Below are 25,868 nucleotides of genomic sequence, written 5' to 3'. Positions count from 1 at the left end.
AAGTCACAGAAATCCTCTTGAAAAATCAATGAATAAAACCTAGTCTGAGCTCATTAGACTAGGTTTTTTCTTATGCGCATCATTCAACGAATACATCACAAGCTCAATTGGTCACGTCGTCGCTATGTGGGTGTGGTCATTGGTTTATTGGTTTTAGGTTATTTGGCATCGGCAACCTATCACACGCTAAAACCACTCCCAGAAGGGCTGAACTACACGGGAAAACTTCGCCATGCCGAAGTGAACTTTTTAGTGGATGAAACCTATATCGATGCGCAAGGAAAGCAGCAACAGGAACATCGCATTTTTAAAGAAATGCTGAAAATGATTGAAGAAGCACAGTCGACCATTGTGTTAGATATGTTTCTTTTTAATCCGCAAGTTGGCGACTCGCAATTAAAACATGAACAATTAACACAGGAGCTGACCGATGCGCTGATTTTGAAGCGTCGACTATCTCCTCAAGTGGAAATTTTTGTGATTACTGACCCGGTCAATTCGGTCTATGGCGGCATTCAACCCGAGCATTATCGTCAATTACGGCAAGGGGGGGTTGAGTTGATGGAAACCAATTTGGTGCCGCTTCGTGCGTCCAATCCAGCATGGTCAGGTTTTTGGTATATCTGCTGTCAAGATATTGGCAATAATCCTGAAAAAGGCTGGTTACCGAACCCATTGGGAACCGAAAAGGTGACGATCCGCAGTTATATGGATCTTTTTAACTTTAAAGCCAATCATCGTAAAACCTTGGTGGTAGATACCGTTGACGGTTGGAAAGGTTTGGTCACCTCTATGAATCCACATGATGGTAGCTCACGACATTCCAATGTGGCCTTAACCGTCAAAGGCATGACTGCGATTGACTTGTTAAAGACTGAGCAAGCTGTAGGCATGATGTCTAAAGCCAATATTCCATTTGTGGTGATTAAAGATGTTGAAGCCGCGAAAACTCAGCCACAGGTTCAAGTGCTGACTGAAAAAGCAATTTATGATGCCACACTCGACTTAATTGATAGCGCGAAGAAAGCTGGAACTGAAATTGATATCGCCATGTTCTACTTGTCAGAACGTAAAATTATTAAAGCACTCATTGCTGCACATGAGCGTGGCGTGAAAGTGCGTGTATTACTCGATCCGAATAAAGATGCTTTTGGTCGAACCAAAAATGGTATTCCAAACCGTCCAGTTGCTTCTGAATTACATGATGCCGGTATTGATGTACGTTGGTGTAATACCCAAGGTGAGCAGTGCCATAGCAAGATGATTTTAAAACGAACAGCCTATCAGGCAGATATGATTTTAGGTTCTGCCAATTTCACAGCGCGTAACCTGAAAAACTATAATTTAGAAACTGATTTACGCGTGATCGGTTTGAAAGACGCTCAAGTCTTTAAAGAGGCAAATCAGTATTTTAATACGGCTTGGTCAAACCGTGATGGTAAGCAAATGAGTGTGGATTATGACACGTATGCCGATGACTCTAAGTTGAAATATGTGTTGTATCGCTTTATGGAATGGAGCGGAGTATCTACTTTTTAGAATTGTCTTAATCTCCCTAAATCCCTCTTTTAAAAAGAGGGACTTTTCTCCCTTTTTTAAAGGGAGGTTAGGAGGGATTTAATCAGTTTTAATTCTTCGGTTCAGGATTTGGCGGAACGATTTGATCTAAATCCTTATCCGTCATTTGATCCAATTCTTTAATATCGGTTTTGATTTTCCATTTATCGGCATCATCTACCGGTTGCGGTAAACGTGCTTCTAACCAGTCACAGATGACATCTGGTGGAAAATCGGCATGGTTACATTGAATCACCCATGATAAAAATTGTTTGGCTTCACCATTCATATATGGGGGTGGAGAAACAGGTAAAAACTGTGTCGGTAAACGTTCGTTCTTAGAAATATAATTTAAAACGTGACCCAACTCTTGAACAGTTTGCCATGCCAAAGGATGGTCGACATTGATTTGAAATTTAAACCACCAAGCAGTTTTACCATCGGTTCCGTACGAGTCAATCAGTTGTTCTTGAATACTTGGAACTTTAGAAAAAAATTGATGAAGTCGGTCAAAACTTAATTCAGGCACAGCGTTGATCCACTACGAAATAAAAGGCATCTTAGCATATTCCGTCGAAAATCGAGTGCATCATCTGCTGATCCGAATCGCGTGGATGATTTAACAAATTATTGCACTTGATGGATTTTTATTCATTTTTTCTCCTACAATGGAATTTATACTGAGCGTATAAACCGTCGAGGAGAGCTTAAGTGAAAACCACATTATTCTATGCGATTGCAGGTGTGATGCTGATCAGTGCTTCAGCCAGTACTTTTGCGGAAAACAAATGGGCAAACTACCAAGGTGTAGATACGTCAAAGCCACAACACCGTCCACCGTCGATGAATCGGCCTGGCTATCCGCAGCATGCGCCGAATTATCCTCAACATTATCCTCAGTATCCAAGTCGTCCGCCGGTTTATCCGCAATATCCAAATAGACCTTATCCGCAGTATCCACAGAGTGGCATTAGCATTCAATACAATGCACCAACCACGATTACTCAAAATTCGCAGAGCTATAGTTGGGTCAATGGCGATCCTGCCAGTGCCAGTATTTCCAGTTCGACCTATACTTTTATCAGTGATTGGAAACGGATCGGTTTACCGGCACCCCCAAGTGGCATGTACTGGATCTTTGAAAATGGTCGCTATGTGCTGGTGCCTAATAGATAAGGTTTATAACCTCTCCCTTGCGTAGCAGTGCTACTCATCTCCTAAAAGGAGAGGGAACGATTTAGTGTTTATGCTAATTCATCATCCTGTGGGCGAGGGGTTTTTCCTTCAGGCAGTGGCTTCTCGGAATGCTTATCTCGAATAACCGAAGGATAGGTCCAAGAGGCATAGCGCACAATCATAATGGCCACAGCAAGGATGAGGATCGAACCTGTAGTTATGACCAAGCCCATATCCGCTTTATGGTCATGTTGAATGTCCGAAATCAGTAAACGGGTCAGGGCAGTAATAGCAATATAAATCAGGAAGCGAACAGGCATGTGGTTGGTTTTAAAATAAATACCAACCATGGCACCGAGTTCGAGGTAAATAAACAATAATAAAATATCGTCAATCGTGGCGAATTGTTTAACTGTAATAATTTCAAAAATGGTATGACCCGCAGACCATAAAATCATACAGCCGATGACAAACAGCGCAAGATAATGAAAACCTTCTACAGCAAGATTGCCAAGTCGGTCGAGGAGGGCTTCGATTTTTTCTACTTTGGGATCACGGTGTGTCATATATATTCCTCCTGTGTAAATTGCGTGAATATTCAATGAAGAACAAGTCATTAAATACCAAGCAAATTTCATGCACATGAAGCGCATATGACAAAAATATTTTTTAGGTTTAATAAAGTTTTTAATGTTAAGTTTGAGCTTAAATTTTGTCCTATAAGAATGAAGAGACGATGTATCAACCAATGCATTTTAAACATGATGCACACCCTGATCTGATTGATCTTATGCGTAAGTATGCTTTGGCGACAGTAATACTGACTGCACCCAATGGTGAGTTGGAAGTGAATCATTTACCACTAGAATATGATGCTGAGTCAGGCGAATTGGGCATATTACGCGGTCATATTGCCAAGGCTAATCCAATGTTTGAATTGCTAAATCAGTCAGCGCAAGGCTATGTGATTTTTCATGCCGATGATGCATATATTTCGCCAAGCTGGTATGAAGGAAAACAGGAGCATCATCGCGTTGTACCGACATGGAATTACCGCGTGGTACATGTCAAAGGCACAATTCGTAAAGTTGACCATGAAAAATATTTACGAGGGGTTCTGGCTCGGCTGACTCGACAACATGAAGCTAGCCAACCCGTGCCGTGGAAAATGGGCGATGCGCCTCATGATTTTATTGCGGAACAACTGGAAAAAATTGTAGCGATTGAAATCGATATTCAGTCGATGATCGGGAAATTTAAAGTCAGTCAAAACCGAAGTGCTGTAGATGCGATGAATGTGGCAAAAGCTTTGGAAAGGTCGAATGCTGAAATGGCGGAGTCGATCAAAAAATTTTATCCCATGAAATAATAGGCTAAAGAATCATGCCCAATATGATTGAAACGGAACGTTTATGCCTGAGAAAGTATCAGTTAGGAGATGAAATTTCATTATACGAAACATATTTTTCGAATATAGACGCAACTCGGTATCTGCAGCGGTTGCCACATTTAACGATTCAACAGACCAAGAGTGTTTTAGAAAAGTGGGCAGATCATTATTGGTCGATAAACAATCCTGATTTTGCATGGGTGATTAGTGATAAGAATACGCATTTAGCGATGGGCTTACTGTATTTCTTCAATCAAGAAAACCATGGAGAAATACATTTTGGGTTAGGGGTGAATTTTCATGGTTGTGGTTATATGACTGAGGCTTTAATTGGGGGAATTAAGTATTTAAAGCAGAATCAAGTCACGAATGTTGTTTCATCTTTTTGTGCTGAGGAACATCTAGCATCACAAAATGTCTTAATGAAGGCAGGGTTTAAACAAGATAAAGAGAAAGCGCATTGGGCTAAATTTCCAATGCTAGACGATCAGCTCCATCTTTGTTTTACATATCGAATGGAATTAGGTGATTGCGAATAAGTAAATATTCTTATGATTTTTTGAAAAAAGTTGTACTCAGTGGTTATGTAATAAGAGTAGTAAATGAATAAAAAAAAGCCCGAATATTCGGGCTTTTTTTATTTCAAACTTAAAGAGGCTTAAGCTTGGTTGGTAAAGTAATCTTCAGAGAAGTTCATGATTACTTCAGAACCTGCTTTCACTTTAGCAATACGTAAAGCCAATTCAGGTAAAATACGCTGCGTGAAGTAAAGAGTCAGTGCAAGTTTGTTTTGGTAGAACTCGCCATCTTTGTCTTTTGCTGCATCTGCAATGCGGGCAAACATATAGGCAAAGCTGAGTAAGCCTACAGCATGTAGGTAATCAACCGCGGCTGAGTTCGGGAACTCAATGTTTTCACGAGCAGCTTCAAGTACATATTGAGTTACAGCTTCAACTTCAGCTGCTGCATCTAAGGTTGCATCTTTGATGTAGTTCAAGCTGGCATCTAAGTTATTGGCAAAATCACGGATTTCTTGGATATATTCAGCAATGAATTCACCATTGCACTTAATGGTTTTACGACCAATTAAGTCTTGAGACTGAACACCGTTGGTTCCTTCGTAAATCTGTGCGATACGTAGGTCACGGATACATTGTTCCATACCCCATTCACGAATAAAGCCATGACCACCAAACACCATTTGAGCATCAAGCGTTGCTTGGAAAGCTGTATCTGTTAAGTACGCTTTCGCAATAGGTGTTAACAGCGCAACACGGTTATTGGCTGCTTTGACTGCTTCTGGGTCAGTAGAGAACTTGGTAATGTCCAGTTGTTGACCGACATAAACCGCAAATGCACGAGATGCTTCATTGTTGGCACGTGCATTTAGCAACATACGACGTACATCACCGTGTACAAGGATGCTGTCTGCAGGTTTTGCTGGGGATTGCACGCCAGAAGCGCTGCGGCCTTGCAGGCGGTCAGTCGCATATTGCGCAGCATTTTGGTAGGCAAATTCAGAAGCACCTAGGCCTTGAATACCCATAGACAGACGTTCGTAGTTCATCATCACGAACATTGCAGCAAGACCTTCGTTCTCTTTACCAACGAGGTAGCCTTTTGCGCCGTCAAAGTTCATCACACATGTTGCAGACGCTTTGATCCCCATTTTATGTTCAATAGAACCAGGGCCTGCAGCATTGCGCTCACCTAGAGAACCGTCTGCATTCACCAAGAATTTAGGTACGATGAAGAGTGAAATACCACGTGAGCCCGCAGGCGCATCCGGTGTTTTCGCTAAAACTAAGTGAATGATGTTTTCAGAAAGGTCGTGGTCACCGCCAGTGATGAAGATTTTAGTACCAGTAATGTTATAAGTACCGTCTTCATTACGTTCAGCTTTAGTTTTGATAATGCCTAAGTCTGTACCTGCATGCGGTTCAGTTAAACACATGGTGCCTGACCATTCACCTGTGTACATTTTTGGCAAATAAGTTTCTTTTTGCTCTTGTGATGCATAGCTGTTTAAGGCCATGCCTGCACCTACAGAAAGAAGCGGGTAGAGCATGAATGATGGGTTGGTTGCAAACAGCATTTCGTCAGACAGAACAGTCAGCATTTTTGGCATGCCTTGTCCGCCCCATTCTTCGTCTGCACCTAGACCAATCCAGCCGCCTTCTGCATATTGTTTAAATGCTTCTTTAAAACCAGCAGGAGTCGTGACATTGCCATTGCTATAGGTTGCGCCTTCTTCATCACCTGTACGGTTTAAAGGATGAGTGACGTTTTGCGCAAATTTTGCCATTTCTTCAAGAATGGCTTCTGCAGTTGCAGCATCAACGTGAGCAAGATTTTCGTTGTTTTGCCAGAATTGTTCTGCTTTAAAAACATCATTTAAGATGAATTTCATATCTGCAAGCGGCGCATTATAAATTGGCATGTTCGTTCACCTGTTTATTGTTTGAATCTGTGGACTTAGGGCAATTTGTATCGACACAAAGCGTGGAGAAAATTGACCAAAGTAAAATTATGGGACTATTTATAAAGAAAAAGGACTGCCAATGCTATGACCGTCCTTTCTCTATTTCTGCACTCAAGAGTACAATTTTTTGAATATGCTTTAGATATTCACATTAGAATGCAAAGTGTTCTGCATCCAATGCCATAAGAGGATCTAGGCCACCTGCGATCACTTCTACATGAGAACGAACGCGCGGTAAGATTTTCTTGAAGTAGAAGCGAGCAGTCGTTACTTTTGCATTGTAGAAATCAACATCTGTTGTTCCTGCAGCTAAAGTTTCTTGTGCAACTAACGCCATACGAGCCCATAGGTAAGCAAGCGTTACATAACCAGAGAAGTACAGGTAATCGACCGCAGCAGCACCCACTTCTTCAGGGTTTTGCATTGCTTTCATACCAATCTGCATGGTTAGGTCGCCCCATTCTTTGTTTAGCGCAGCAAGCGGCTCAACAAATTCTTTCATGGCAGCGTTGTCTTTGTTAGCTTCAACAAATTTATGGATGATCTTGGTGAAGTCTTTCAACATTGCACCTTGAGTACCCAATACTTTACGGCCTAACAAGTCAATTGCTTGAATTTCAGTCGTACCTTCGTACAAGCAAGAGATACGTGTATCACGTACGATTTGCTCCATACCGTGTTCTGAAATGAAACCATGACCACCGAAGACTTGAACACCGTGTTTCGCAGATTCAGAACCTGTTTCAGTTAAGAATGCTTTAGCAATTGGTGTTAATAGAGACAAGATGTTGTCAGAGAATTTACGTTCTTCTTCAGTTGCACCTTGTTCCACGATATCGGCATGGAAAGACAATAAGTAAACCAGCGCACGACCAGCTTCAGCAAATGATTTTTGAGTCATGAGCATGTTGCGTACAGCAGGGTGAACAATGATTGGATCTGCTTCTTTTTCAGGTGCTTTAGGGCCTGAAAGTGAACGCATTGCCAAACGGTCTTTTGCATAAGCCAGCGCACCTTGGAAAGCGCCTTCAGAAGCTGAAAGGCCTTGTACAGCAGTACCGATACGTGCAGTGTTCATGAATGTGAACATGCAGTTTAGACCGCGGTTTTCAGGGCCAATCAAGAAACCTTTTGCGTTATCAAAGTTGATGACACAAGTCGCGTTACCATGGATACCCATTTTGTGTTCAATCGAACCACAACGTACTGCGTTGCGTTCGCCTACAGTGCCGTCAGCATTGAGGTTGAATTTAGGAACAATAAATAATGAAATACCTTTAGTGCCTTTCGGTGCGCCTGGAAGACGAGCAAGTACGATGTGGATGATGTTTTCAGCCATGTCGTGTTCACCAGCAGAGATAAAGATTTTCTCGCCAGAAATTGCATAGCTGCCATCCGCTTGCGGTTCAGCTTTAGAACGGATAATACCTAAGTCAGAACCTGCATGAGATTCTGTTAAGCACATGGTACCTGTCCATTCACCTGAAACAAGTTTAGGCAGGTAAGCGTCTTTTTGTTCTTGTGAACCGTGGTGTTCTAAAGTACGTACAGCACCATGAGATAGACCAGGATACATACCCCAAGCCCAGTTTGACGTACCCACCATTTCAGAAATGATGTTACCTAGTGAAACAGGTAGACCTTGACCGCCATACTGTTCTTCAGCAGACAAAGACGGGAAACCAAGTTCGATATATTTTTGATACGCTTCTTTAAAACCAGTTGGTGTTGTGACAACGCCATCATTCCAAGTACAACCTTCACGGTCGCCGACTTGGTTAAGAGGAGAAAGTTCATTTTCACAGAAGTCAGCAGCAGCTTCTAGATATTGGTCAACCAACTCACGGCTTACGGTGTCAGAAAATGCAGGCAGTTGTGCATAGTGATCTTCTGCTTTTAAAAGTTCATGCAGAACAAATTGCATATCACGTAAGGGCGCTTTGTATTGTGGCATATCGTTTTCCTCAATACTGGTTTCTACCAGCGTTAGTAATCCTAAATAAACATTTGAACGTGTCTTCAATGACACGTATTGGAATGGTTCTAATCGTGCAACATCTTCTTATTGGGTACAAGCATTTCAGGGCGATTTGTTGGTGACTGTAAAGTCAAAGAAATATCCCTTGAAAATGCTAAGTGCATTGAGTGTAAACACTTTTGGCTGAAAATGAATGACACAAATAGTCAAAAAGCGTAAAAAGATATGTCCAATAAAAAAGGCACTCCTTGGAGTGCCTTTTTTTACGCAATGGTATTGCGATCTAAGTTTGGATTATTTCACTGGTGCTGGCGTTGGGGCAACAGGGGCTTTAGGTTGGAAACGCACTTCACATTTACCATTGATTTGCTGTTCGCCATCTTTAATCGCAACCGCACTGCCATCAGTCTTGCCTTGGCATGCTTTCATAATCGCTTGTTGCTTTGCTTGGCGTTCAGCTAAACGCTGATCAAACTGTTTAGTCAGTTCTGCACGTTTTGCATCAGTCATTGGCTCACCGCGTTGCATCTGACCACGCATGTCGCCACGCATTGGGCGATGTTCACCGCGCATTGGTTTGTGTTCACCACGTGCTTTTTTCATGTCTTGACGGTCTGCTTTGAACACCATGGTACATGTACCATCAATGTTTTTATCGCCAGCTTTTACTTGAACTGTTGAACCTGTAGCCTTGCCATCGCAGGCTTTTTGCATATCAGCAAACACTTGACGTTGCTCGGCACGCATTTGTTTAAAATGTTCACGTTGCTCAGGTGACATACGACGATCTTGATCACCATGATGTTGTTTCATCATACGGCCATGATCGTTATCTTTTGGTGCGGTTGTCGATTGACAGGCAGTTAATGCACCCATGCTCAATACGCTTGCACCGATTAAAGCCATTTTGGTCATTTGTTTCATAGTCTATACCCCACCAGATTAGATATTTTTTCGATGGTTAAAGATTAAATAATAAAGATGTAGAAACAATGGAGAGTTTTTTAGTTGCGTGTTCGCTACAATAATGAATATAGAAGAAAAATGAGAGTTCTCTTTTGAAAATACGTCGTATCCCGATTGCCTTACGCTTGTTTCTGACTGTGCTGTTGACGACGCTCGTCATCACAACGGTAAGTCTTGGCGTGTTGCATTGGAATATGCAGCGTAATTTCACCAAATATGTGGCCGATGTCGAGATGCAAAAGCTTGACCATGTCATTGAAAATTTAGCCGATGTATATACGGTTTATCATGATTGGGGCAATGCGATTCAGGCGCAGATTTTGCAAATTGAAGGGCAGGCAGCGCCAGATGACTATGATCGTCTCTCTCGGTGGTGGCTGCGTCGTCAATATGACATTGCATTGCAGCAGCGCTATTTCCAAGATCATAGTTTGAATGCAGCATCGATGTTGGCAACGTCACAGCAAACGGCAGAACAAAAAACTGAAGAGCTGAAATGGCTGGAACAAAACTTACCGTCTGAGTTTCAACCCTTTGAAGGTTTAAAATTTCCTTTAAGTGCGAATCAAAATGTATTTCGTCCCAAAGAGTCGAATGCGGATGAAAAAGATAAAGATGCCGGTCAATCCTCTCAAAACAATACCAACAATGGTGGTAAAAAACAGTTTATTCAAATGCCTGACCGCTTGGGCTTGAGTTCGCGTTTATCTTTATATGATGCACAGCGCCAATTTGTTGTGGGCGAACCGACAGATGAACAGATTTCTTATCGTCCGATTATGGTAAATAATCAAATCGTGGGGTATTTGGGGCTCAAACCTGTACTCGAGCAAGATGATGCGATCAGTATTAACTTCTTTAGTAAGCAAAAACGTTATTTGTTATTGGTTTATGTGCTTACATTTATTGCAAGTTTAATTGCTGCACTGTTATTGGCGACCTACTTTAAAAAACCGATTCAGCGTTTGTTAATGGGGACACGTGAGTTAACCAAGGGCAATTATCAACATCAAGTCGCGGTGAACCGTAATGATGAACTCGGCGATTTATCAAATGAATTGAACCAGTTGGCTGTGATTCTCGATCAGCATGAAACGTCACGTCGTCAATGGGTGGCCGATACTTCACATGAATTGAAAACCCCATTGGCCGTGTTGCAGGCTCAAATTGAGGCGATGCAGGACGGTATTCGTAAGCCAACGCCAGAGCATTTTGCTTCAATGCTCAATCAAGTGAGTAGTTTGAAAAAATTGACCAAAGATTTGGCGGATTTGGCGCAAGCCGATGCACAACAACTGAATTGTTATTTGACTACGCTCAATCCTTGGGATGTAGTGATGCAAGAAGTTGAAAGCTTTAAGCCGAAGTTTGAGCAAGCCGATTTGAAAATTACCGCAACGGGCGAAGGGACTTCATTACAATTAGATATAGACCGTTTTAAACAGATTATGGTCAACTTATTGGGCAACAGTATTCGTTATACGGAAGCCGGTGGTGAAGTGCATGTACAAACTGAGCAAGATGAAACGCATTGGACCGTGTATGTCGATGACAGCCCATTTGGTCTAACTGATGAACAGTTGTCACGTTTAGGTGAGCGTTTCTATCGTGTGGATGATTCGCGCACGCGTGCAACCGGTGGTACAGGATTAGGATTGGCGTTATCCGTAAAAATAGCTAGAGCATTGGGCGGAGAATTGAGTTTTGATCATTCTCCATTGGGCGGTTTGCGCTGCAAATTGACATTTCCCAAACAGATGAAACATTAAAAGGAAGCATGCATGAAACATATCATGTTGGTTGAAGATGAAGTGGAACTTGCACAGCTGGTGCGTGATTATCTAGAGGCTGCAGGCTTTGAAGTCAGCATGTTTCATGATGGGCAAGAAGCCTATGACAGCTTCACACAACGTAAACCGAGTCTGATGATTTTAGACCTGATGGTGCCACGTATGGATGGCTTAACCATTTGCCGTAAAGTCCGTGAGCAGTCTGATTTGCCGATTATTATGGTGACTGCACGCACTGAAGAAATTGACCGTGTATTGGGGCTCAATATGGGTGCTGACGATTATGTCTGCAAACCATTTAGTCCGAAAGAATTGGTGGCACGTGTGCAAGCGGTATTACGTCGTTTAGAACGTAAAGCAGAGCCAGAGGTGAATGATTTATTCCGTATGGACAAAGCACAGCAACGCATTTGGTATCAACAAAAAGCGCTGAGCTTAACGCCAACTGAGTTTCGTTTACTTGAGTTGTTTTTAGAGCATGTAGGGCAGGTGTATTCACGTGCGCAGTTACTGGATCATATCAATCCAGACAGTTTTGAAGTGGCTGACCGTGTGATTGACAGCCATATTAAAAACCTGCGCCGTAAAATTTCGGATGCGGCTGAAACTGGAAACCGTCACGAATGGATTCAAGCCGTATATGGCGTCGGCTATCGTTTTGAATATCCAGAAGATTAAAATAGATTATAAATTTTAAAAGACAGGCTTCGGCCTGTTTTTTTTTGTCACATGTCTAGCTAAATTAATTTTAAAAACAAGAACAACAAAATCCATAAGCATTTAAAATGCGAAATTTGCGCATTTAATGAATATTGGTTATTATTTTGCTTGAATATTCACCAGTATGTTTGGGCTGGCAGAGTTCAATGTAGAGATAACAATTTTTAAAAATGGAACAGCCAGAGGGCAGAACAGATGAAAAATAGCGCATTTGCAAAAATAATAATGGTCACGGGTGTCTTGGGTTTAGCGGCATGTGGCGGTAATGATCGTGATGAGACTGGAAGTATACCGCCAGAGCCAGTTGCCGATGCCATGGTACAGAAAAGTGTAGAAGAGCTGACTTTATTAGATGTGAATAATCTTGCCTTAAATGCAGCGTCGATTCAGATTTTTAGTGATGAAGAGTGGCAGAAGGTACAAGCAGGCAGTTTGAAAACAGCAACAAATGCAATCACAGCAGATGATTCTGAACAGCTATTTCCACCGATCAATAGTTTACCGACAGCGACTCATTTTAAAGGTCAAAGTTACCTTGCCAATGCTCAAGGCATCGTTAAACTGCCTAAATTGGCTGCAGGCACATATTATGTTTTGGTCACTAAAAATGGACAGTCTGCAGTTTCGGCATTCTTGATCCATCCAAAAAATACCAATAAGAGCATTGTGTTAAATGTGGTACTCAACTGTTTAGATCAAGACTGTCAGACTCTAAGTGATGCGCCAGTCAATGATGCCGTGGTCGGAACATTGTCTGGTCAAGTGATTTTTAAAGGGACGCCTTTAGCGAATGCGCAAGTCGCATTATCTGGCGGTGCGGCGACCAATGGCGCATTTGTCAGTGCTTTGACTGATGCCAATGGATATTTCACGCTTTCATTTAACGTGTCTAATATGCTGCTTGAAGCATTGAAAAATGCCACGCTCACCATTAGCGGTGCAGGAATTAATACCATTACGAAAAAAGTTACGGTCATTGCTTCTTCTGCATCGGGCTATCAATTTGAAGTGTTGCCTGAAACAGTGTCTGCAGATGCGGTATGGCGTGAAACTTTTGAAGCGGACTCTGCTACTCGCAATGCATGGACAAGGTCGCAGCCAAGTGTGGCCAATGTCGATTGGCAGTTGCTCAATAAAGGTCACGGCATTGTAAACAATAAGGTCAATCAGCGTGTGCGTTTGGCGCCGAATGATCAGAGCCAAGGCAAAGTGCCAGAACCGCTGCAGGGCAATACAGCATATTGGTATGGCGATAAAGTAAATGGCAATTTCATTGGTACTTTAAGTGATTCTTCGACTGCTCTAGAGTTTGATGGCGGTACGTCTCAGTATGACAATATGGGAGAATTGATTTCACCTGTCATTAATCTGAGCCAATATCAAGCGCCTTTGAGTTTAAGTTTTAAAACATGGTGGGAAATTGAGTCGGTCAATCCAAATAATCAAGGATTCGACTTGATGAATATTTTAGTTTCTACCGACGGCGGCAATAGCTTTAAGACTTTGGCTCGATTAAACCCGCTGGCAGATCCATCCTCTGCATATGAGCGCGCGCCGATCCCATACAGCAATTTAGGCTTTAACCTCGCGCCAGCTGCTGTTCAGCAAGAAGCAATTTCATTAGATGAATATGCAGGCAAAGCCAATGTTCAGCTGAAATTCCAATTCAGAACGGTCGATGAACTTTATAACGGTTTCCGTGGCTGGATGATTGATGATGTGGTGATTCAGAAAAAAGCTGGAACTTTCCCATTATTTAATGGTGCGAGTTTTGATGAAAATTCAGATGGTTTCTCTCAGGACTATAGTGGCGTCGCTGCAAAACAAGCGGGCGCTGTGCTGAAAAGCACGAAGAGTTATGCACGGTGGGCTGAAGTGCCACAGCGTAAATAACGATTTACATGGCGGCGTAGTCTGAATGAATAGAATCGGTTTAGACGTACTGCATTCGTTATCAATATCCATCTAGCGTGGTGAATGCTAAAAACAGCTCTCAATTGAGGGCTGTTTATATTTAAAGGGGCAATGTATTCAGCCATTTCAGCATACTGGCAGCTAAAGCTTCCGGCTGTTCCAAGGGAGTCATATGGCCCGTATTTTCAATGGTATCAAGTTGACTATGTGCTATAGATTGATGCAGCTCCTGCGCTTCATCTAGTGAACGTAGCCGATCTTGAGCAGCTGAAATAATCAGTGTTGGGCACTGAATGGCATCGCTGCGAATATGGCTACGGTCTAATAATGACTGCGCTTTAAAGCTCTCAAATCCAAGATTTTTTCCCATATTTTGAATACGTAGAATCAACTGCCGATTGTCCGCATGGTTTGGGTGTAGTGATTTCGAAATCGCTATTTTGCTCAAACCATGAAACGTGCTTGCTGATGCAGCTTGGATGGCCGCGATTTTTAACTGCTTCTGTTTTTCACTATCAGGGTGTAAAGAGCTTGCCATTAAAATGAGTGCAGATATACGTTCAGGATATTTTTGCGCAATGGTTCTGGCAATATAACCGCCTAGTGAAAAACCCACCAAGACAAAGCGTGGCGGGGCATTGAGTAGGATATGTTCCGCAATTTCATCAATCGTTTGACCGTGTTTTAAACTTGCCCTAAAGAAATTCCATGTGTGAGGAAGTTGTGGGATGAACTCATCCTACAAGGATTCATCTAGCATAAATCCAGGAATGAAGACCATTGATAAATGTTGCTGATTCATAGATGCAGTTGACGGTATGGATAGATTTGAAGTCTGATTTTATCAGCATCATTTGTTGCTCATACAGCAATAGTCTATGAATATTTGGCTGCAAAGAGCTGCACAGGCTACAATTCACTTTTTTATAAGATGAGAACGTGTTGTGAGCAGCGAAATGCCTCAACTGCAGCGCCGATTAAAGAACCGCCATATTCAGCTGATTGCAATGGGTGGCGCAATAGGTACAGGGCTATTTTTAGGCTCTGCGCATATTATTGAGTCGGCTGGGCCATCGATTATTTTGGGCTATTTGATTGGTGGCTTGATTGCTTTTCTGATTATGCGCCAGTTGGGTGAGATGATTGTACAAGAGCCAGTCACAGGTTCATTCAGTCATTTTGCTTTTAAATATTGGGGCAAGTTTGCGGGCTTTTTAACGGGCTGGAACTACTGGATTCTGTATATTTTAGTGGTGATGACCGAGCTGACCGCAATAGGCAAATATGTCAATTACTGGTGGCCGAATGTGCCTGCTTGGGTTTCGGTACTGGTATTTTTTGCGGTCATTACCCTTGCCAATTTAGCCAATGTAAAACTGTATGCAGAGTCAGAATTTTGGCTGTCGATGATTAAGGTTGTGGCGATTGTTGCCATGATTGTTTTTGGTGTGTATCTGCTACTTACCGCAGGCGCAGACTCTACGGCTTCGATTAGTAATTTATGGGTACATGGCGGCTTTTTTCCGCATGGTTTTGAAGGCTTATTTTACATGTTGGCCTTTATGATGTTTGCTTTTGGTGGCATTGAATTGATCAGCATGGCCGCAGCAGAAACAGAAGATCCTGACAAAAACATTCCGAAAGCCGTAAATCAGACCGTGATCCGCGTGTTCTTATTTTATATCTGTTCCTTGGCGGTATTGCTGTCGCTGGTGCCGTGGAATCAATTGAAACTTGGTGGTTTGGATCATAGTCCTTTTGTGATGATTTTTAATCAGATGGGGATTGATTGGGCGGCACATTTGCTGAATTTTATTATTTTGACGGCATCCGTTTCGGTCTGCAATAGCGGCATGTATGCCAATAGCCGTATGCTGCTCGGTTTGGCAGAGCAGGGTAATGCACCAAAAGCGTTTAAGCAGGTGAATAAACACGGTACGCCGATTGCTGCGGTTTTATTTTCTGCTTTGCTGATTTTTGGCTGTGTGCTGCTGAATTATTTCTTGCCTGAAAAAGCATTGAGCTATTTGATTTATATCGTGGTGAGTGCGGCGGTGCTGAATTGGATGTTAATCAGCTTGATTCATTTGAAGTTTAGAAAAGCGATGCAGCAGCAGGGTATACAAACTAAATTTCCTGCATTATTTGCACCGTTCACCAACTACTTTGTCTTAGTGTTCATGCTGATGATTTTGTACATCATGTGGAATCAGGGTTTTATGTTGTCGGTGCTGATGCAGCCGGTATGGATATTATTGCTGTTTGTACTGTTTAAGGTGATGCAAGCAAAGAAAGTTTAATAAGATGGAGGCTTAGGGAAGAGCCTTTTGATATGCAGGCGTTCTTGTTTCGTGCTGTAAAATAATGTCTTTGCTAAATTATTTTGAAAATAAACATATTTATGGAGTGTTCGTATCGATAGCAGCCGTTCCAGTATGCTTTAAATTTCTATGGTTTAGGTTAAAGTATTGATATTAATTAAAAACATTAAAAAAATTGGTAAGAAGTATATTTTTTGAATATTTTTGAGGGCTGATTAATTAATTTTTTATTTTTAAAAATAAATCGGTAAATGATTATGAATATTAAAATTTTAGATTCTCAGCATTTTGATTCAAAAATGAATATGCATTTACAGCAATATTTAATTGAGCATCATTTACCAAAGATAGGTTTTTATCATGTCGTTGCGAAAAAAGGTGATACGATCATTGCCTTAGGAATGCTTTATTCTAATCATGTCCATCCTCATCGAGATTATATTTTATTTCATGAGGTACAAAATGACTTAGAGGCTAATCTATTCATAAAATTGATCAATAATTTAGAGAAAAAATCTAAAACGAGAAGATTACAACTCATACTCAATTCTAGGAATAATTCTTTACGTGAACTGTTTGAGTCACATCGCTTTTATATTGCTAGAACGACTTACTTGATTGAATTAACCGAAATAACTGAAATCTATACAGATATAAAAAGAATAAAAACTAAAAAATTAAATCAGATGTCGAAAGAAGAATGGCAAGAATTAAAGAAATTGTTCCATAAAAACTACAGGCGATTTCATGAAGGTGTTAATGTTTTAGCTCAGGAATTTTCACCTGACTTATTGTTCGAATATTTAAAAAATATAAACATAATGGAGTCAACAATCCTTTTAAATCAACATTCTCAACTATGTGCTTACTTTCTTATTGGTGGTTCAGATGAAAATTCAATTGAAGTTGCATATTTGGGAGGGATGGATGAGGATCATATGGATGACTATCTGTTTTTCTTTCAAAATGAATTGAGCACATTACTAAAAAAATTTAAAACTGTTTATTTTGAAGCTGATGATTCGGATGATTATTTTTCTGCATTAATGCAAAAATTAAACTGTGATTTATCGGACTCTTACTACACATTGATTAAAGACTTAGAGGAGTAGAGGCTCATTAGTCTAATGACTTAAACCCTTATTTACTTAATGGCTGCTATTTAGAATTTAATTTATCCTTTATAAGAGTATTTAAACACTTCTTAGCAATTCAATCCTCTGCCGTTGTCCCTTATTTAGCTTCGACACCACCAATTCATAAGAATTCAGTACCAAATCTTGCAGCAGTTCTTCTTCTAATTCTTCATCTGTAAAAACAGAAATCCAATGCTGCTTATTCATATGCCAGCCCGCACGAATAAAAGGATAAATATCCTTCAGCATCGTGCCATTATCAGGCAGCACTTTTAAATTGATAGTTGCTTTGCCTTCTAAATGAAAACTCAGCATAAAAACCTTATCCATCACCTTAAACACATCACAGCCTTCACCAAAAGGCTGGCTGCATGTAGTTTCAGGCAGGGCTAAGGCCGTCTTAGCAGCTACAGCGTGTAATGCAATCATAGGGGATAACCTAAAAATAAGCTTGAACGTTAAAGCCTAAGGATGAATATGAATAACAGTATCATTATTTACCAATTGCCAAATTTCATCCATATCAATATTACGCACTGCAATACAGCCCCAAGTCCAATCTTTTTGTGGGAAATAAGTCATCAGTTGTGGTGCAGCTTTCATCTGCAAACTGGTCGCAGAACCATGAATCATAATGTCACCACCTGCAGAAACCCCTAAATCTTTAGCCTTTTGTCTATCGGTCGCATTAGGGTAGGAGATATGCAAAGACTTATAAAATGAACTTTGCGGATTGCGCCAATCAATCATATAGCTGCCTTCAGGCGTTTTGCCATCACCCTCTTGAACTTTATGTCCAAGCGGTTGAAAACCCAGACGCATTGGGTAACGCCGAATGACTTGATCCTGATGTTTTAATTCCAAATAACGCTGAGCTTTATGTACCTGAATATTGTCGATCGGCGTTTCTGTGCGAATTTTTTGAATTTGCAAATCGCTTAATGCCGGCAGAAAGACCAGTGCATTGGCAGGTGTAGGTAGATATTTTTCAAATTTTTGATAGGCAAAGTAGGCTACCGCAATACAGAAGAGGGTAGCGAAACTAAAGATCGTGATATTTTTTCTTGTCATTATTTTTTAGAGGATGAAGTGCTTTCGCAGTCTATCCATTTCTGAATTGTGGATAATGTTTAAATTATCCACAATTATGACCCGATTAAAGTGTGGATTTGTGGATAAATGTTTAAGACGAGCAGCTGACCATCACTTCAGGCACATCACTTGGCAAGGGGCCTAAATCTTCTGTTGTTTCCAGTTTAGGCTGTTTAGTAAATGGTCGACTGAGCAATGTAAATAAACGTTCTACCTCTGAAAAATCATTGCGTTCAGCAAGCTCAATCGCCTTTTGCGCCATATGGTTACGCAAGATATATTGCGGATTGGCCTGTGCCATTTCAGCATCTAAAGCATCGGTGTCCTGATGCGCACGGATGCTTTCATATTGTGCCAAGAAACCTTCAAAGGCGCGGCGGTCTAAACAGTCATCTTTAATGGCTTCATATTTATGATTTTGCAGACGGATAAAGCTTTGTGTGTAATCCAGCTGCTCACTTTGCAGTATGCGTAAAAAGGCCATGGCGCAGTCAAAGCTGTTTTTATGGAAACTTGGCAGGCCCATTTTCTGAGCTAAGCCCAATTTATAATGTTCCAAGAAGGTCAGTTCAAAATGCTCTAAGCATTTGGCTAGATCTTCTTTCCACTGTTCTTTGTCATAGTCCGCAGGGCAGAGTGGAACGAGATTATTCAGCCATTGCCAGAGATTCCAATGACCGATGCTCGGCTGTTGCTGATAGGTATAGCGGCCTTGGTAATCCGAATGGTTGTTGATCCAGTTTGGACGGAAGCGCTCCATAAAGCCATAAGGGCCGAAGTCCAAAGTTGAACCGGTAATATTCAGGTTGTCGGTATTCATCACGCCATGTGCAAAACCAATCAGCTGCCATTTGGCAATCATCACTGCGGTACGCTGAATAACTTGAGTGGCAAAAGCCAAAATAGGCTGTTCGGCATTCAAGCATTCAGGGTAGTGCCATTCAATACATTTCTGCGTGAATTCAGGTAGCAAATCGCTTTGATATTGATTGATCCATTCAAAATGTCCCAATCGGATATGACAGTCAGATGTACGCAGCATCATCGCGCCGAGCTCGAGTTTTTCGCGCTGTACACCTTGCTCAGAACTGGTAAAACCCACCGCATTGCTAGAGGCAACGCCTAGGTTGTTCAGCACATGTCCTGCCAAATATTCACGAATGGTCGAGCGCAGCACTGCACGTCCATCGCCCATGCGTGAATAAGGCGTAGAGCCGGCACCTTTGAGATGTAAGTCAATGGTTTGCCCATGTTTATCGATGATTTGCCCAATCAGTAAGCCGCGTCCATCGCCTAATTGGCCTGCCCATTGTCCAAACTGGTGACCTGCATAGACCATGGCCAAAGGTTCAAATTCAGCAAAGGTTTTTTGTCCGCTACAGATGTCTACCCAAGCCTGTTTATCTGTCTCAGACCATTGCAGCTCATCCGCAAGAGCGGCATTAAAATGCCCAGCTTTTGCGCCTTTTAAGGGTACAGGCTGCTGATGATGGTACAGGCGAGGTGGCAGGGTGTTATAGCGGGCATTGAACAGCATAATGATCTTTAAAAATTCAAGTTATGTTGAAACTATAGCAAAGACCAGATAGAAAAACTGTAGCTTGAAATCAATAAAGCCTCCACAAGGGAGGCTTTATCATTTGATAGGCTCAAAAGAATTAAGCGGTTTTCTTTTTCAAGTTACGCATCAATTGATTCAGTGTTTCACGGTGCTGTGACAAACGCTGTTCAACTTGTAGGAATTCAAGTTTGAGTTTGTCATCCATCTGATGAATTTTTTCAGCAACTGCTGTTTTCTTCGCTTGAATTTCCTGTTCTTTTAATTTTGCCCAGTCATTCAAAGTTTGCGAAAACGCATCATATTCTTGAGAAATACGTTGCTTAGCTGTCGCAATATCATCGGTCATGTTGAGACCATAGATCGCAAGGTCTTGTTCAGCATATTTGAACTTCATAGCCAACTCAGCTTTTTTAATATTAAAGCTAGGAATACGGCGTAAATTTTTAGCAAGACCTAATTTAGAGCAGCTCCAAATTAACCATTTTGTTGGATCGTATTGCCACCATTTCACACCATTACGGTAGTCGTATTGGAAAATATGGTGATAGTTATGATAACCCTCACCCCAAGTAGCAATAGCTAACCAGAAGTTATCACGCGCGGTATTTTCGTCAGTATATGGACGTTTACCCCACATGTGGCACAGTGAGTTAATAAAGAACGTCACATGATGGCTCAAGATTAGACGCATTAAACCGCCCAATAATAGAACGCCCCACATATCGCCTACAGCCCAACCAATTGGCACTAAAATCGCTGCATGAACAGCAATTACCAGTGGAATGTAGTATTTATCTTGGAACAAAACGACTTTATCTTTTAATAGATCAGGTGCGTTTTTGTAGTTCGGTTCTGCTGCTGGATAATCACGAAGCATCCACCCGATATGGGCATACCAGAAACCACGATTAATCGAGTATGGATCTTGGTCAATATCGTCTACATGACGGTGATGTGTACGGTGACCTGAAGCCCAGAACAAAATACTGTTCTGAACAGCAAAAGTACCCATGAGCATTAAAATGATTTTTAAAGGCAAGGTTGCTTCATAAGCACGGTGTGCCCATAAGCGGTGATAACCTGCGGTAATACCTAAACTGCTGACACCCAGTAAAACAAACATACTGATCCAAGCAGCGGCACTAAAATCATGATTAATGGCATATAACGGAATTGCAATAACTGCGACAATAGGTAAAAACACCAATGCAAAAATAGCAATCCAGTTCATTGGGGCTTTGGGTAGGGGAGCATTCATCTCCAACAGCACTCCTGAAACCTTGGGAGGTATAGATAGGACTAATCCCATTAATTTTTTAAGGGATTTTAAACGTACAGAATAGTAGCACGGGAAAACCCGTTTTCACCACTGTTATTGTACAGTTGTATTGTTCTAAACAGTAACATAATACGACTGAAGTTATTTGACTTTTTATGGGGTAAAAAAGATGCTAAAAAAACAGCAAAATCGTCAAAATAATCCTCAATTTTTTGTCAAACACTGTATCTGGGGCGGCATTCTGATCAGTTGTCTGGGACTCATGGCCTGTCAAAGTTCTCCGACGCAGAAGGTGACTACAAAGTCACAAGGGAAGTCACATGGCAGCAGCGTTGAGCAGCCATTAAAAGTTATTCGCGTGAATGATGGGATACAAGATATTCCATGGACGATTGTGCAAATTGCAGGGCAAAAAGCCAAGTTCTTTCATCATCAACCTTATTTGCAGTTCAGTTCACAATTTCGCCAAATTCAAGGCAATACGGGATGTAATAACATCAGTGGCACTTATGTGATCGATACCTTAAAACACAGTATTGATTTGAATGCGCGAGCAGGCTATTTCAGTTGTGATTCGGCTTTAGCTCAAGAGGCTGAACTTTCAGATGCATTGCAAGCCGCAACACAGTTTCAAATTCAAGCGAAACAGATGACGATGCAAAACAGTCGGGGTCAAACCGTGTTGGTTTTAGAACGAAAATAAATAAGTTGAAAAAGCCACGTATTGATCGAGAAGTGAATTACACAAATCTAGGGGAATAAAGCAGCATTAAAAATGCTGCATCATCAATTTAGGATAGTCGGTAATTAAGCCGTTAATGCCCCAATCTTTAAGCTGTTTAGCACGATCAACGTCGTTGACAGTCCACACGCTCACATTTAATTTTGCCTGCTGCGTGGCCTGAATAATGTCTGAATTGGCGAGTTGGTTCATCCAACCAATTTGAATACAACCCAATTCGAGTGCTTGTTCAATCGCTTTAAATTTTACGTCCGTTTCAACCAGTAGCCCGCGTTTGAAGCTAGATTTTTTCTGTTGCAAAGCAAGATGAATTTTAGGGTCAAAACTGGTAATCACAGCGGAATGTTCAAAGCCTTGAAGTTGTTGTTCCAATGTTTCAGTCAACGCTTCAGCTTCAGCTTGTGTCTTCACCGCTTTCACTTCAACTTCAATATGATCGAAGTTATGAATAATTTTGAGCGTTTGTTCGAGCAGTGGCGTCGGTTCAACTTTATTCCATTCTGACCAAGTAACGGCATGGTTATAGGGTTCTAACTCTTGTGAACTACATTCATATAGATGTTTATCTTGACCTGCCGTTCGCATAAATTGGTCATCATGCATGATCACTAGGGCACGATCTTTCAGTTGCCGAACGTCAAATTCGACAGCACGAATCCCTAAATCTTGAATATATTGAAAACCGCCAAGGGTGTTTTCAGGTGCTTCGCCACGAGCGCCACGGTGTCCGATTATGCGCATATAGGGCCTGCAAAGTTGAAAGATAAAAGCATAGTGTCCTGTAAGCATGACAGGGAAATGACACTATTATTTTGAGCCGATCATTCTGAAATACAAGAATGATCGGACGAAATGTTTCGATTTATTTCAATGTAAAATAGACTTTTAATTGGTCAAAGGATTTGAGAAATATTTTGATCCAAAACTTATTGATCAATCGTGTCATTAATATTCTTTTGCCATAACACTTCAGAGCCGCCTTCAGCACGCTGCAAAGTACGTGAAGCGACAAATAACCAGTCTGATAGACGGTTTAACAGCTGCAATGACGGTGCTTGAATGTTTTGGTCACGGTTATGTACTGCCATTAAACGGCGTTCTGCACGTCGGCAAACTGCACGTGCTTGATGGGCAAAGCTGCATACTAAAGTGCCTGAAGGCAGGATAAAGTCTTTCAGCATCGGAAGCGCTTCATTCATACGGTCAATGTCATTTTCCAAAAACTCAATAGATACAGGCAGCACCAAGTTGAAGTTTGGAATACAGACTTCACCGCCAAGGTCGAATAACCAATGCTGAATAAGGCTAAGGGATTTGTCCCAAGTCGCTTTGTCTTCAATGCTGCTAAGTGCAATCTGCGAACGCAGAATACCAATACTGGAATTGAGTTCATCGACATCGCCTAAGGCTTCAATGCGTAAATCATCCTTAGCAACGCGCGAACCATCGCCGAGACCTGTTGTGCCTGAATCGCCTGTGCGGGTGTAAATTTTGCTTAAACGGTGGCCCATGTCTTGTCCTTAAAATGATGAAAATTCAGGTTCTGTCATAAAAAAGGATAATGCCATAGTTATGACATTATCCTCAAAGTAATCCATGCAACAGTTACATCAGCTGAAAATTCAATAGATTAATAACTGAAAGTGAAGCCAATGGTAGATAGACGGCCGCTGGCAACATAATCCGAAACAGCATCATTTACAGCTGTTTTATATTGGGTATCACCGACATTGCGGATATTTAAAAATGATTTAACGTGCGGATTGATTTGCCAAAAAGCATTCATATCAATTGCGGCATAACCAGGAATATCTCGTGCATCTTTAGAACGGCCTTTGGCTACAAGCGAAGTTGATGCGCCATAAATGCCATTATCCCAGCCGAGGCTCAAATTGAAATTTTGACGCGGGCGATTTGGGGCGTCTTGATCTGTTTCGTCATTTTTAGGCTGTATGTAGGCATATTCAGCATTGGCATATAGGTTGTCTTGTTTCCATTTGAATCCAAGTTCTGAACCCGTAAACGTTGCCTTGTCTAAGTTGTAGTATTTCCAGCCTGTAGATGCATCAGATACCATTAAGTTATCAATTTTAGTTTGATAGACAGAACCATAAATCTTAATACTGTCATTCAATGCATGATCAAAGCCAATTTCGTATGACAGGCTTTCTTCAGGTTTCAGGTCTGGGTTTCCACCCCACCATGATGGTTCAGTAATAATTTGCCCAACGACAGGTGCTCTAAATGCTGTTCCAATATTTGAAAATATGCTGGTTTTAGGTGTTGCGAAATAGCGTGCTGCAACTTGACCAACGGTATGTGTACCAAATTGCTGATTATCTTCTACGCGAATACCAGCTTGTGTTGAAAATAATTCATTTTTAAATTGATGCTGCAGATAATAGCCAACGGTTTCATTGTTGGAATCGAAGCCTTCATCGCCTGCATAGGCCGCAATTTTTTCAGCTTCAGTCTTGTTGAACTGTACGCCAAACATTACATTTTGATGGGGAGTAAAGCCCCATTTTAAATTTGAATCAATCTCTTGTTGTTCCGTATTTACAATAGATGGATATGAGGCTTTAACAACATTGTATTGATCTTCAAATTGAGACAGGCGAGTATTCCAAATGAGATTGTCACTGAGATTTAAGCGACCGCGTACATTATAAATACGGTTGATAAAATCATAAGCTTGCGGTGCGCCATAACTGAAATAATCACCATGGCCTTTATTTTCTTTAATTTCGCCAGAAAAAGCATATTGGTCTTTTTCTACGCCAACTTTGGCCGCATAGCCTTTTTGATCAAAACCAGCTTTGTCTGGATTGTTTGTAATAATTTGGTCGCCGTCGGTTTCAAAGCGTTGCCCACGAAGCTGTGCATAGTATCCGTCTTTGGCAAGATCTACGCCTAAAATTGATTTATATGTGTTTTTCTCACCCGCTTCGATCGTTGTGAAAATCCCGCTTTTTTCAGGTGTTTTTGAAATCAGTTGAATAACACCACCAATAGCATCTGTGCCGTATTGAACAGATGCAGGACCTTTTAGAATTTCAATTTGTTTGATATCCGACAAATCAAATAAAGGAATATTGGTACTAGCTACAGTCGCAATATTTGAACGCATACCGTCATGTAGAAACAGGGTATGAGAGGCATTCGTTCCACGTAAAAATACCGAAGCTGTCTGGCCGTATCCGCCAACTTGTTTAACGGCTAGGCCTGCTTCTTTACTAAGTAATGATGGAAAATCAGCAACAGGAGACTGTTCAATCGTTTTTTGATCAATGACAGAAATTCGTGCAGGAACATCTTTAATTTTTTCTTCACTGCGTGAAGCGGTAACTACGATGGTATCTAAAGTTGTGCTGTTTGCTTTTTCAACTGCGTCGGCAGCCAAAACATTTGCGGAAAAACCCATCGCAATGGCGATTGCGCCCACTAATGCTGTAGGCTGAAAAAAAGTAGACATACTTGGCTCCATACATTCACCCCACGTGAATGATTGAGTTGAAGAACGCAGCAAGCAGGTATCCGGACTTAAATATAAATATTGCTTAAAACAATATTGGCATATCCACCTTCCCGCACAAATGCAGTGGTGTAAATCCCTTCATGAATTGAAGACATTTATAAAGATATGCGGTTCATTTTACCGTTGCGGGGGCAGTGCTGGATTCTCACCAGCTTCCCTAAGCCTAAGCTCAACTTGCAGCAATTTGGGCGCAGTATAAAGTTTGTATGAGACTTAAACAACGGAT

At 41.3% G+C, this 25,868-nt stretch carries 23 protein-coding genes and 1 riboswitch; of the genes, 10 read left to right on the top strand and 13 right to left on the bottom strand.

Annotated features, from left to right (window positions below; translation table 11 throughout):
• Positions 1-72: 72 nt before the first annotated feature.
• On the top strand, positions 73-1,539 hold the full coding sequence (locus B1202_RS14125) for a phospholipase D family protein (RefSeq protein WP_078191249.1): 1,467 nt from the start codon (positions 73-75) through the stop codon (positions 1,537-1,539).
• 88 nt (positions 1,540-1,627) lie between these two features.
• On the opposite strand, the gene B1202_RS14120 is transcribed toward B1202_RS14125, so the two are convergent.
• Entirely contained in the window at positions 1,628-2,086 is a 459-nt protein-coding gene (locus B1202_RS14120) for a hypothetical protein (protein ID WP_078191248.1), read from the bottom strand.
• Positions 2,087-2,268: 182 nt separating this feature from the next.
• On the opposite strand from B1202_RS14120, the gene B1202_RS14115 reads away from it, so the two are divergent.
• Entirely contained in the window at positions 2,269-2,733 is a 465-nt protein-coding gene (locus B1202_RS14115; RefSeq protein WP_078191247.1) for an RcnB family protein, read from the top strand.
• A gap of 68 nt (positions 2,734-2,801) precedes the next feature.
• Here B1202_RS14115 and B1202_RS14110 read toward each other — a convergent pair whose 3' ends face one another.
• A complete protein-coding gene (locus B1202_RS14110) occupies positions 2,802-3,299 on the bottom strand; it encodes a phosphate-starvation-inducible protein PsiE (protein WP_078191246.1) in 498 nt (165 codons plus the stop codon).
• 170 nt (positions 3,300-3,469) lie between these two features.
• Between B1202_RS14110 and B1202_RS14105 the strand changes: the two genes are divergently transcribed.
• Positions 3,470-4,102, top strand: a complete 633-nt coding sequence (locus B1202_RS14105) for an FMN-binding negative transcriptional regulator (protein WP_078191245.1) — start codon at positions 3,470-3,472, stop codon at positions 4,100-4,102.
• A 14-nt stretch (positions 4,103-4,116) separates the two neighbouring features.
• Positions 4,117-4,662 (top strand): GNAT family N-acetyltransferase, encoded by a 546-nt coding sequence (locus B1202_RS14100; protein ID WP_078191244.1) that lies wholly within the window; start codon positions 4,117-4,119, stop codon positions 4,660-4,662.
• 119 nt (positions 4,663-4,781) lie between these two features.
• Here the strand turns inward: B1202_RS14100 and B1202_RS14095 are convergent, their stop codons facing one another.
• The 3 genes from B1202_RS14095 to B1202_RS14085 form a co-directional block, all read right to left on the bottom strand.
• Positions 4,782-6,563: an acyl-CoA dehydrogenase C-terminal domain-containing protein gene (locus tag B1202_RS14095; protein WP_078191243.1), complete on the bottom strand. Its 1,782-nt coding sequence runs from the start codon at positions 6,561-6,563 to the stop codon at positions 4,782-4,784.
• Positions 6,564-6,756: 193 nt separating this feature from the next.
• Positions 6,757-8,559: an acyl-CoA dehydrogenase C-terminal domain-containing protein gene (locus B1202_RS14090; RefSeq protein WP_067767735.1), complete on the bottom strand. Its 1,803-nt coding sequence runs from the start codon at positions 8,557-8,559 to the stop codon at positions 6,757-6,759.
• 318 nt (positions 8,560-8,877) lie between these two features.
• A complete protein-coding gene (locus B1202_RS14085; RefSeq protein ID WP_078191242.1) occupies positions 8,878-9,507 on the bottom strand; it encodes a hypothetical protein in 630 nt (209 codons plus the stop codon).
• A gap of 134 nt (positions 9,508-9,641) precedes the next feature.
• Here B1202_RS14085 and baeS point away from each other — a divergent pair, with 134 nt between their 5' ends.
• From baeS to B1202_RS14070, 3 genes are all read left to right on the top strand, one after another.
• The gene (baeS, locus tag B1202_RS14080) at positions 9,642-11,318 is read left to right on the top strand and encodes a sensor histidine kinase efflux regulator BaeS (RefSeq protein ID WP_078191241.1); all 1,677 of its coding nucleotides are present in this window, start codon (positions 9,642-9,644) and stop codon (positions 11,316-11,318) included.
• 12 nt (positions 11,319-11,330) lie between these two features.
• Complete coding sequence (locus B1202_RS14075; RefSeq protein WP_078191240.1) at positions 11,331-12,017, top strand: response regulator; 687 nt, start codon at positions 11,331-11,333, stop codon at positions 12,015-12,017.
• A gap of 237 nt (positions 12,018-12,254) precedes the next feature.
• Positions 12,255-13,952, top strand: coding sequence for a hypothetical protein (locus B1202_RS14070; protein WP_078191239.1), 1,698 nt, complete (start codon positions 12,255-12,257; stop codon positions 13,950-13,952).
• A gap of 121 nt (positions 13,953-14,073) precedes the next feature.
• Here B1202_RS14070 and B1202_RS14065 read toward each other — a convergent pair whose 3' ends face one another.
• Positions 14,074-14,643, bottom strand: coding sequence for an alpha/beta hydrolase (locus tag B1202_RS14065; RefSeq protein ID WP_322852850.1), 570 nt, complete (start codon positions 14,641-14,643; stop codon positions 14,074-14,076).
• 274 nt (positions 14,644-14,917) lie between these two features.
• Here B1202_RS14065 and B1202_RS14060 point away from each other — a divergent pair, with 274 nt between their 5' ends.
• A complete protein-coding gene (locus tag B1202_RS14060; RefSeq protein ID WP_078191238.1) occupies positions 14,918-16,273 on the top strand; it encodes an amino acid permease in 1,356 nt (451 codons plus the stop codon).
• A 278-nt stretch (positions 16,274-16,551) separates the two neighbouring features.
• Positions 16,552-17,406, top strand: a complete 855-nt coding sequence (locus B1202_RS14055) for a hypothetical protein (protein ID WP_078191237.1) — start codon at positions 16,552-16,554, stop codon at positions 17,404-17,406.
• Between the two features lie 81 nt (positions 17,407-17,487).
• On the opposite strand, the gene B1202_RS14050 is transcribed toward B1202_RS14055, so the two are convergent.
• From B1202_RS14050 to B1202_RS14035, 4 genes are all read right to left on the bottom strand, one after another.
• Entirely contained in the window at positions 17,488-17,859 is a 372-nt protein-coding gene (locus tag B1202_RS14050; protein ID WP_078191236.1) for an MmcQ/YjbR family DNA-binding protein, read from the bottom strand.
• Positions 17,860-17,895: 36 nt separating this feature from the next.
• Positions 17,896-18,501 (bottom strand): L,D-transpeptidase family protein, encoded by a 606-nt coding sequence (locus tag B1202_RS14045; RefSeq protein ID WP_078191235.1) that lies wholly within the window; start codon positions 18,499-18,501, stop codon positions 17,896-17,898.
• Positions 18,502-18,613: 112 nt separating this feature from the next.
• Positions 18,614-20,059, bottom strand: a complete 1,446-nt coding sequence (locus B1202_RS14040; protein WP_078191234.1) for a protein adenylyltransferase SelO — start codon at positions 20,057-20,059, stop codon at positions 18,614-18,616.
• Between the two features lie 121 nt (positions 20,060-20,180).
• Complete coding sequence (locus tag B1202_RS14035) at positions 20,181-21,341, bottom strand: acyl-CoA desaturase (protein ID WP_078191233.1); 1,161 nt, start codon at positions 21,339-21,341, stop codon at positions 20,181-20,183.
• A gap of 190 nt (positions 21,342-21,531) precedes the next feature.
• Between B1202_RS14035 and B1202_RS14030 the strand changes: the two genes are divergently transcribed.
• Positions 21,532-22,065 (top strand): META domain-containing protein, encoded by a 534-nt coding sequence (locus B1202_RS14030; RefSeq protein WP_078191232.1) that lies wholly within the window; start codon positions 21,532-21,534, stop codon positions 22,063-22,065.
• Positions 22,066-22,131: 66 nt separating this feature from the next.
• On the opposite strand, the gene B1202_RS14025 is transcribed toward B1202_RS14030, so the two are convergent.
• The 3 genes from B1202_RS14025 to B1202_RS14015 form a co-directional block, all read right to left on the bottom strand.
• Complete coding sequence (locus B1202_RS14025; RefSeq protein ID WP_078191231.1) at positions 22,132-22,845, bottom strand: glycerophosphodiester phosphodiesterase; 714 nt, start codon at positions 22,843-22,845, stop codon at positions 22,132-22,134.
• A 185-nt stretch (positions 22,846-23,030) separates the two neighbouring features.
• Entirely contained in the window at positions 23,031-23,615 is a 585-nt protein-coding gene (locus tag B1202_RS14020; RefSeq protein WP_078191230.1) for a cob(I)yrinic acid a,c-diamide adenosyltransferase, read from the bottom strand.
• A gap of 119 nt (positions 23,616-23,734) precedes the next feature.
• Positions 23,735-25,579 carry a TonB-dependent receptor plug domain-containing protein gene (locus B1202_RS14015; protein ID WP_078191229.1) on the bottom strand — a complete coding sequence of 615 codons (1,845 nt, stop codon included), beginning with the start codon at positions 25,577-25,579 and terminating at the stop codon, positions 23,735-23,737.
• Between the two features lie 35 nt (positions 25,580-25,614).
• A riboswitch (cobalamin riboswitch) is annotated at positions 25,615-25,835 on the bottom strand.
• Between the last annotated feature and the right edge of the window lie 33 nt (positions 25,836-25,868).

It is taken from the genome of Acinetobacter amyesii, assembly GCF_002018365.1.
In the GTDB taxonomy this organism is placed as follows: domain Bacteria; phylum Pseudomonadota; class Gammaproteobacteria; order Pseudomonadales; family Moraxellaceae; genus Acinetobacter; species Acinetobacter amyesii.
This window is presented reverse-complemented; position numbering and strand designations above follow the sequence as displayed.

What these genes read in the sequence shown, in the direction of transcription:
- B1202_RS14040 (WP_078191234.1), bottom strand. Translation starts at nt 20,059, where the DNA reads ATGCTGTTCAATGCCCGCTATAACACCCTGCCACCTCGCCTGTACCAT.
- B1202_RS14095 (WP_078191243.1), bottom strand. Translation starts at nt 6,563, where the DNA reads ATGCCAATTTATAATGCGCCGCTTGCAGATATGAAATTCATCTTAAAT.
- B1202_RS14025 (WP_078191231.1), bottom strand. Translation starts at nt 22,845, where the DNA reads ATGCGCATAATCGGACACCGTGGCGCTCGTGGCGAAGCACCTGAAAAC.
- B1202_RS14100 (WP_078191244.1), top strand. Translation starts at nt 4,117, where the DNA reads ATGCCCAATATGATTGAAACGGAACGTTTATGCCTGAGAAAGTATCAG.
- B1202_RS14055 (WP_078191237.1), top strand. Translation starts at nt 16,552, where the DNA reads ATGAATATTAAAATTTTAGATTCTCAGCATTTTGATTCAAAAATGAAT.
- B1202_RS14020 (WP_078191230.1), bottom strand. Translation starts at nt 23,615, where the DNA reads ATGGGCCACCGTTTAAGCAAAATTTACACCCGCACAGGCGATTCAGGC.
- B1202_RS14015 (WP_078191229.1), bottom strand. Translation starts at nt 25,579, where the DNA reads ATGTCTACTTTTTTTCAGCCTACAGCATTAGTGGGCGCAATCGCCATT.
- B1202_RS14090 (WP_067767735.1), bottom strand. Translation starts at nt 8,559, where the DNA reads ATGCCACAATACAAAGCGCCCTTACGTGATATGCAATTTGTTCTGCAT.
- B1202_RS14030 (WP_078191232.1), top strand. Translation starts at nt 21,532, where the DNA reads ATGCTAAAAAAACAGCAAAATCGTCAAAATAATCCTCAATTTTTTGTC.
- B1202_RS14110 (WP_078191246.1), bottom strand. Translation starts at nt 3,299, where the DNA reads ATGACACACCGTGATCCCAAAGTAGAAAAAATCGAAGCCCTCCTCGAC.
- B1202_RS14085 (WP_078191242.1), bottom strand. Translation starts at nt 9,507, where the DNA reads ATGAAACAAATGACCAAAATGGCTTTAATCGGTGCAAGCGTATTGAGC.
- B1202_RS14070 (WP_078191239.1), top strand. Translation starts at nt 12,255, where the DNA reads ATGAAAAATAGCGCATTTGCAAAAATAATAATGGTCACGGGTGTCTTG.
- B1202_RS14075 (WP_078191240.1), top strand. Translation starts at nt 11,331, where the DNA reads ATGAAACATATCATGTTGGTTGAAGATGAAGTGGAACTTGCACAGCTG.
- B1202_RS14045 (WP_078191235.1), bottom strand. Translation starts at nt 18,501, where the DNA reads ATGACAAGAAAAAATATCACGATCTTTAGTTTCGCTACCCTCTTCTGT.
- B1202_RS14050 (WP_078191236.1), bottom strand. Translation starts at nt 17,859, where the DNA reads ATGATTGCATTACACGCTGTAGCTGCTAAGACGGCCTTAGCCCTGCCT.
- B1202_RS14105 (WP_078191245.1), top strand. Translation starts at nt 3,470, where the DNA reads ATGTATCAACCAATGCATTTTAAACATGATGCACACCCTGATCTGATT.
- B1202_RS14125 (WP_078191249.1), top strand. Translation starts at nt 73, where the DNA reads ATGCGCATCATTCAACGAATACATCACAAGCTCAATTGGTCACGTCGT.
- B1202_RS14035 (WP_078191233.1), bottom strand. Translation starts at nt 21,341, where the DNA reads ATGAATGCTCCCCTACCCAAAGCCCCAATGAACTGGATTGCTATTTTT.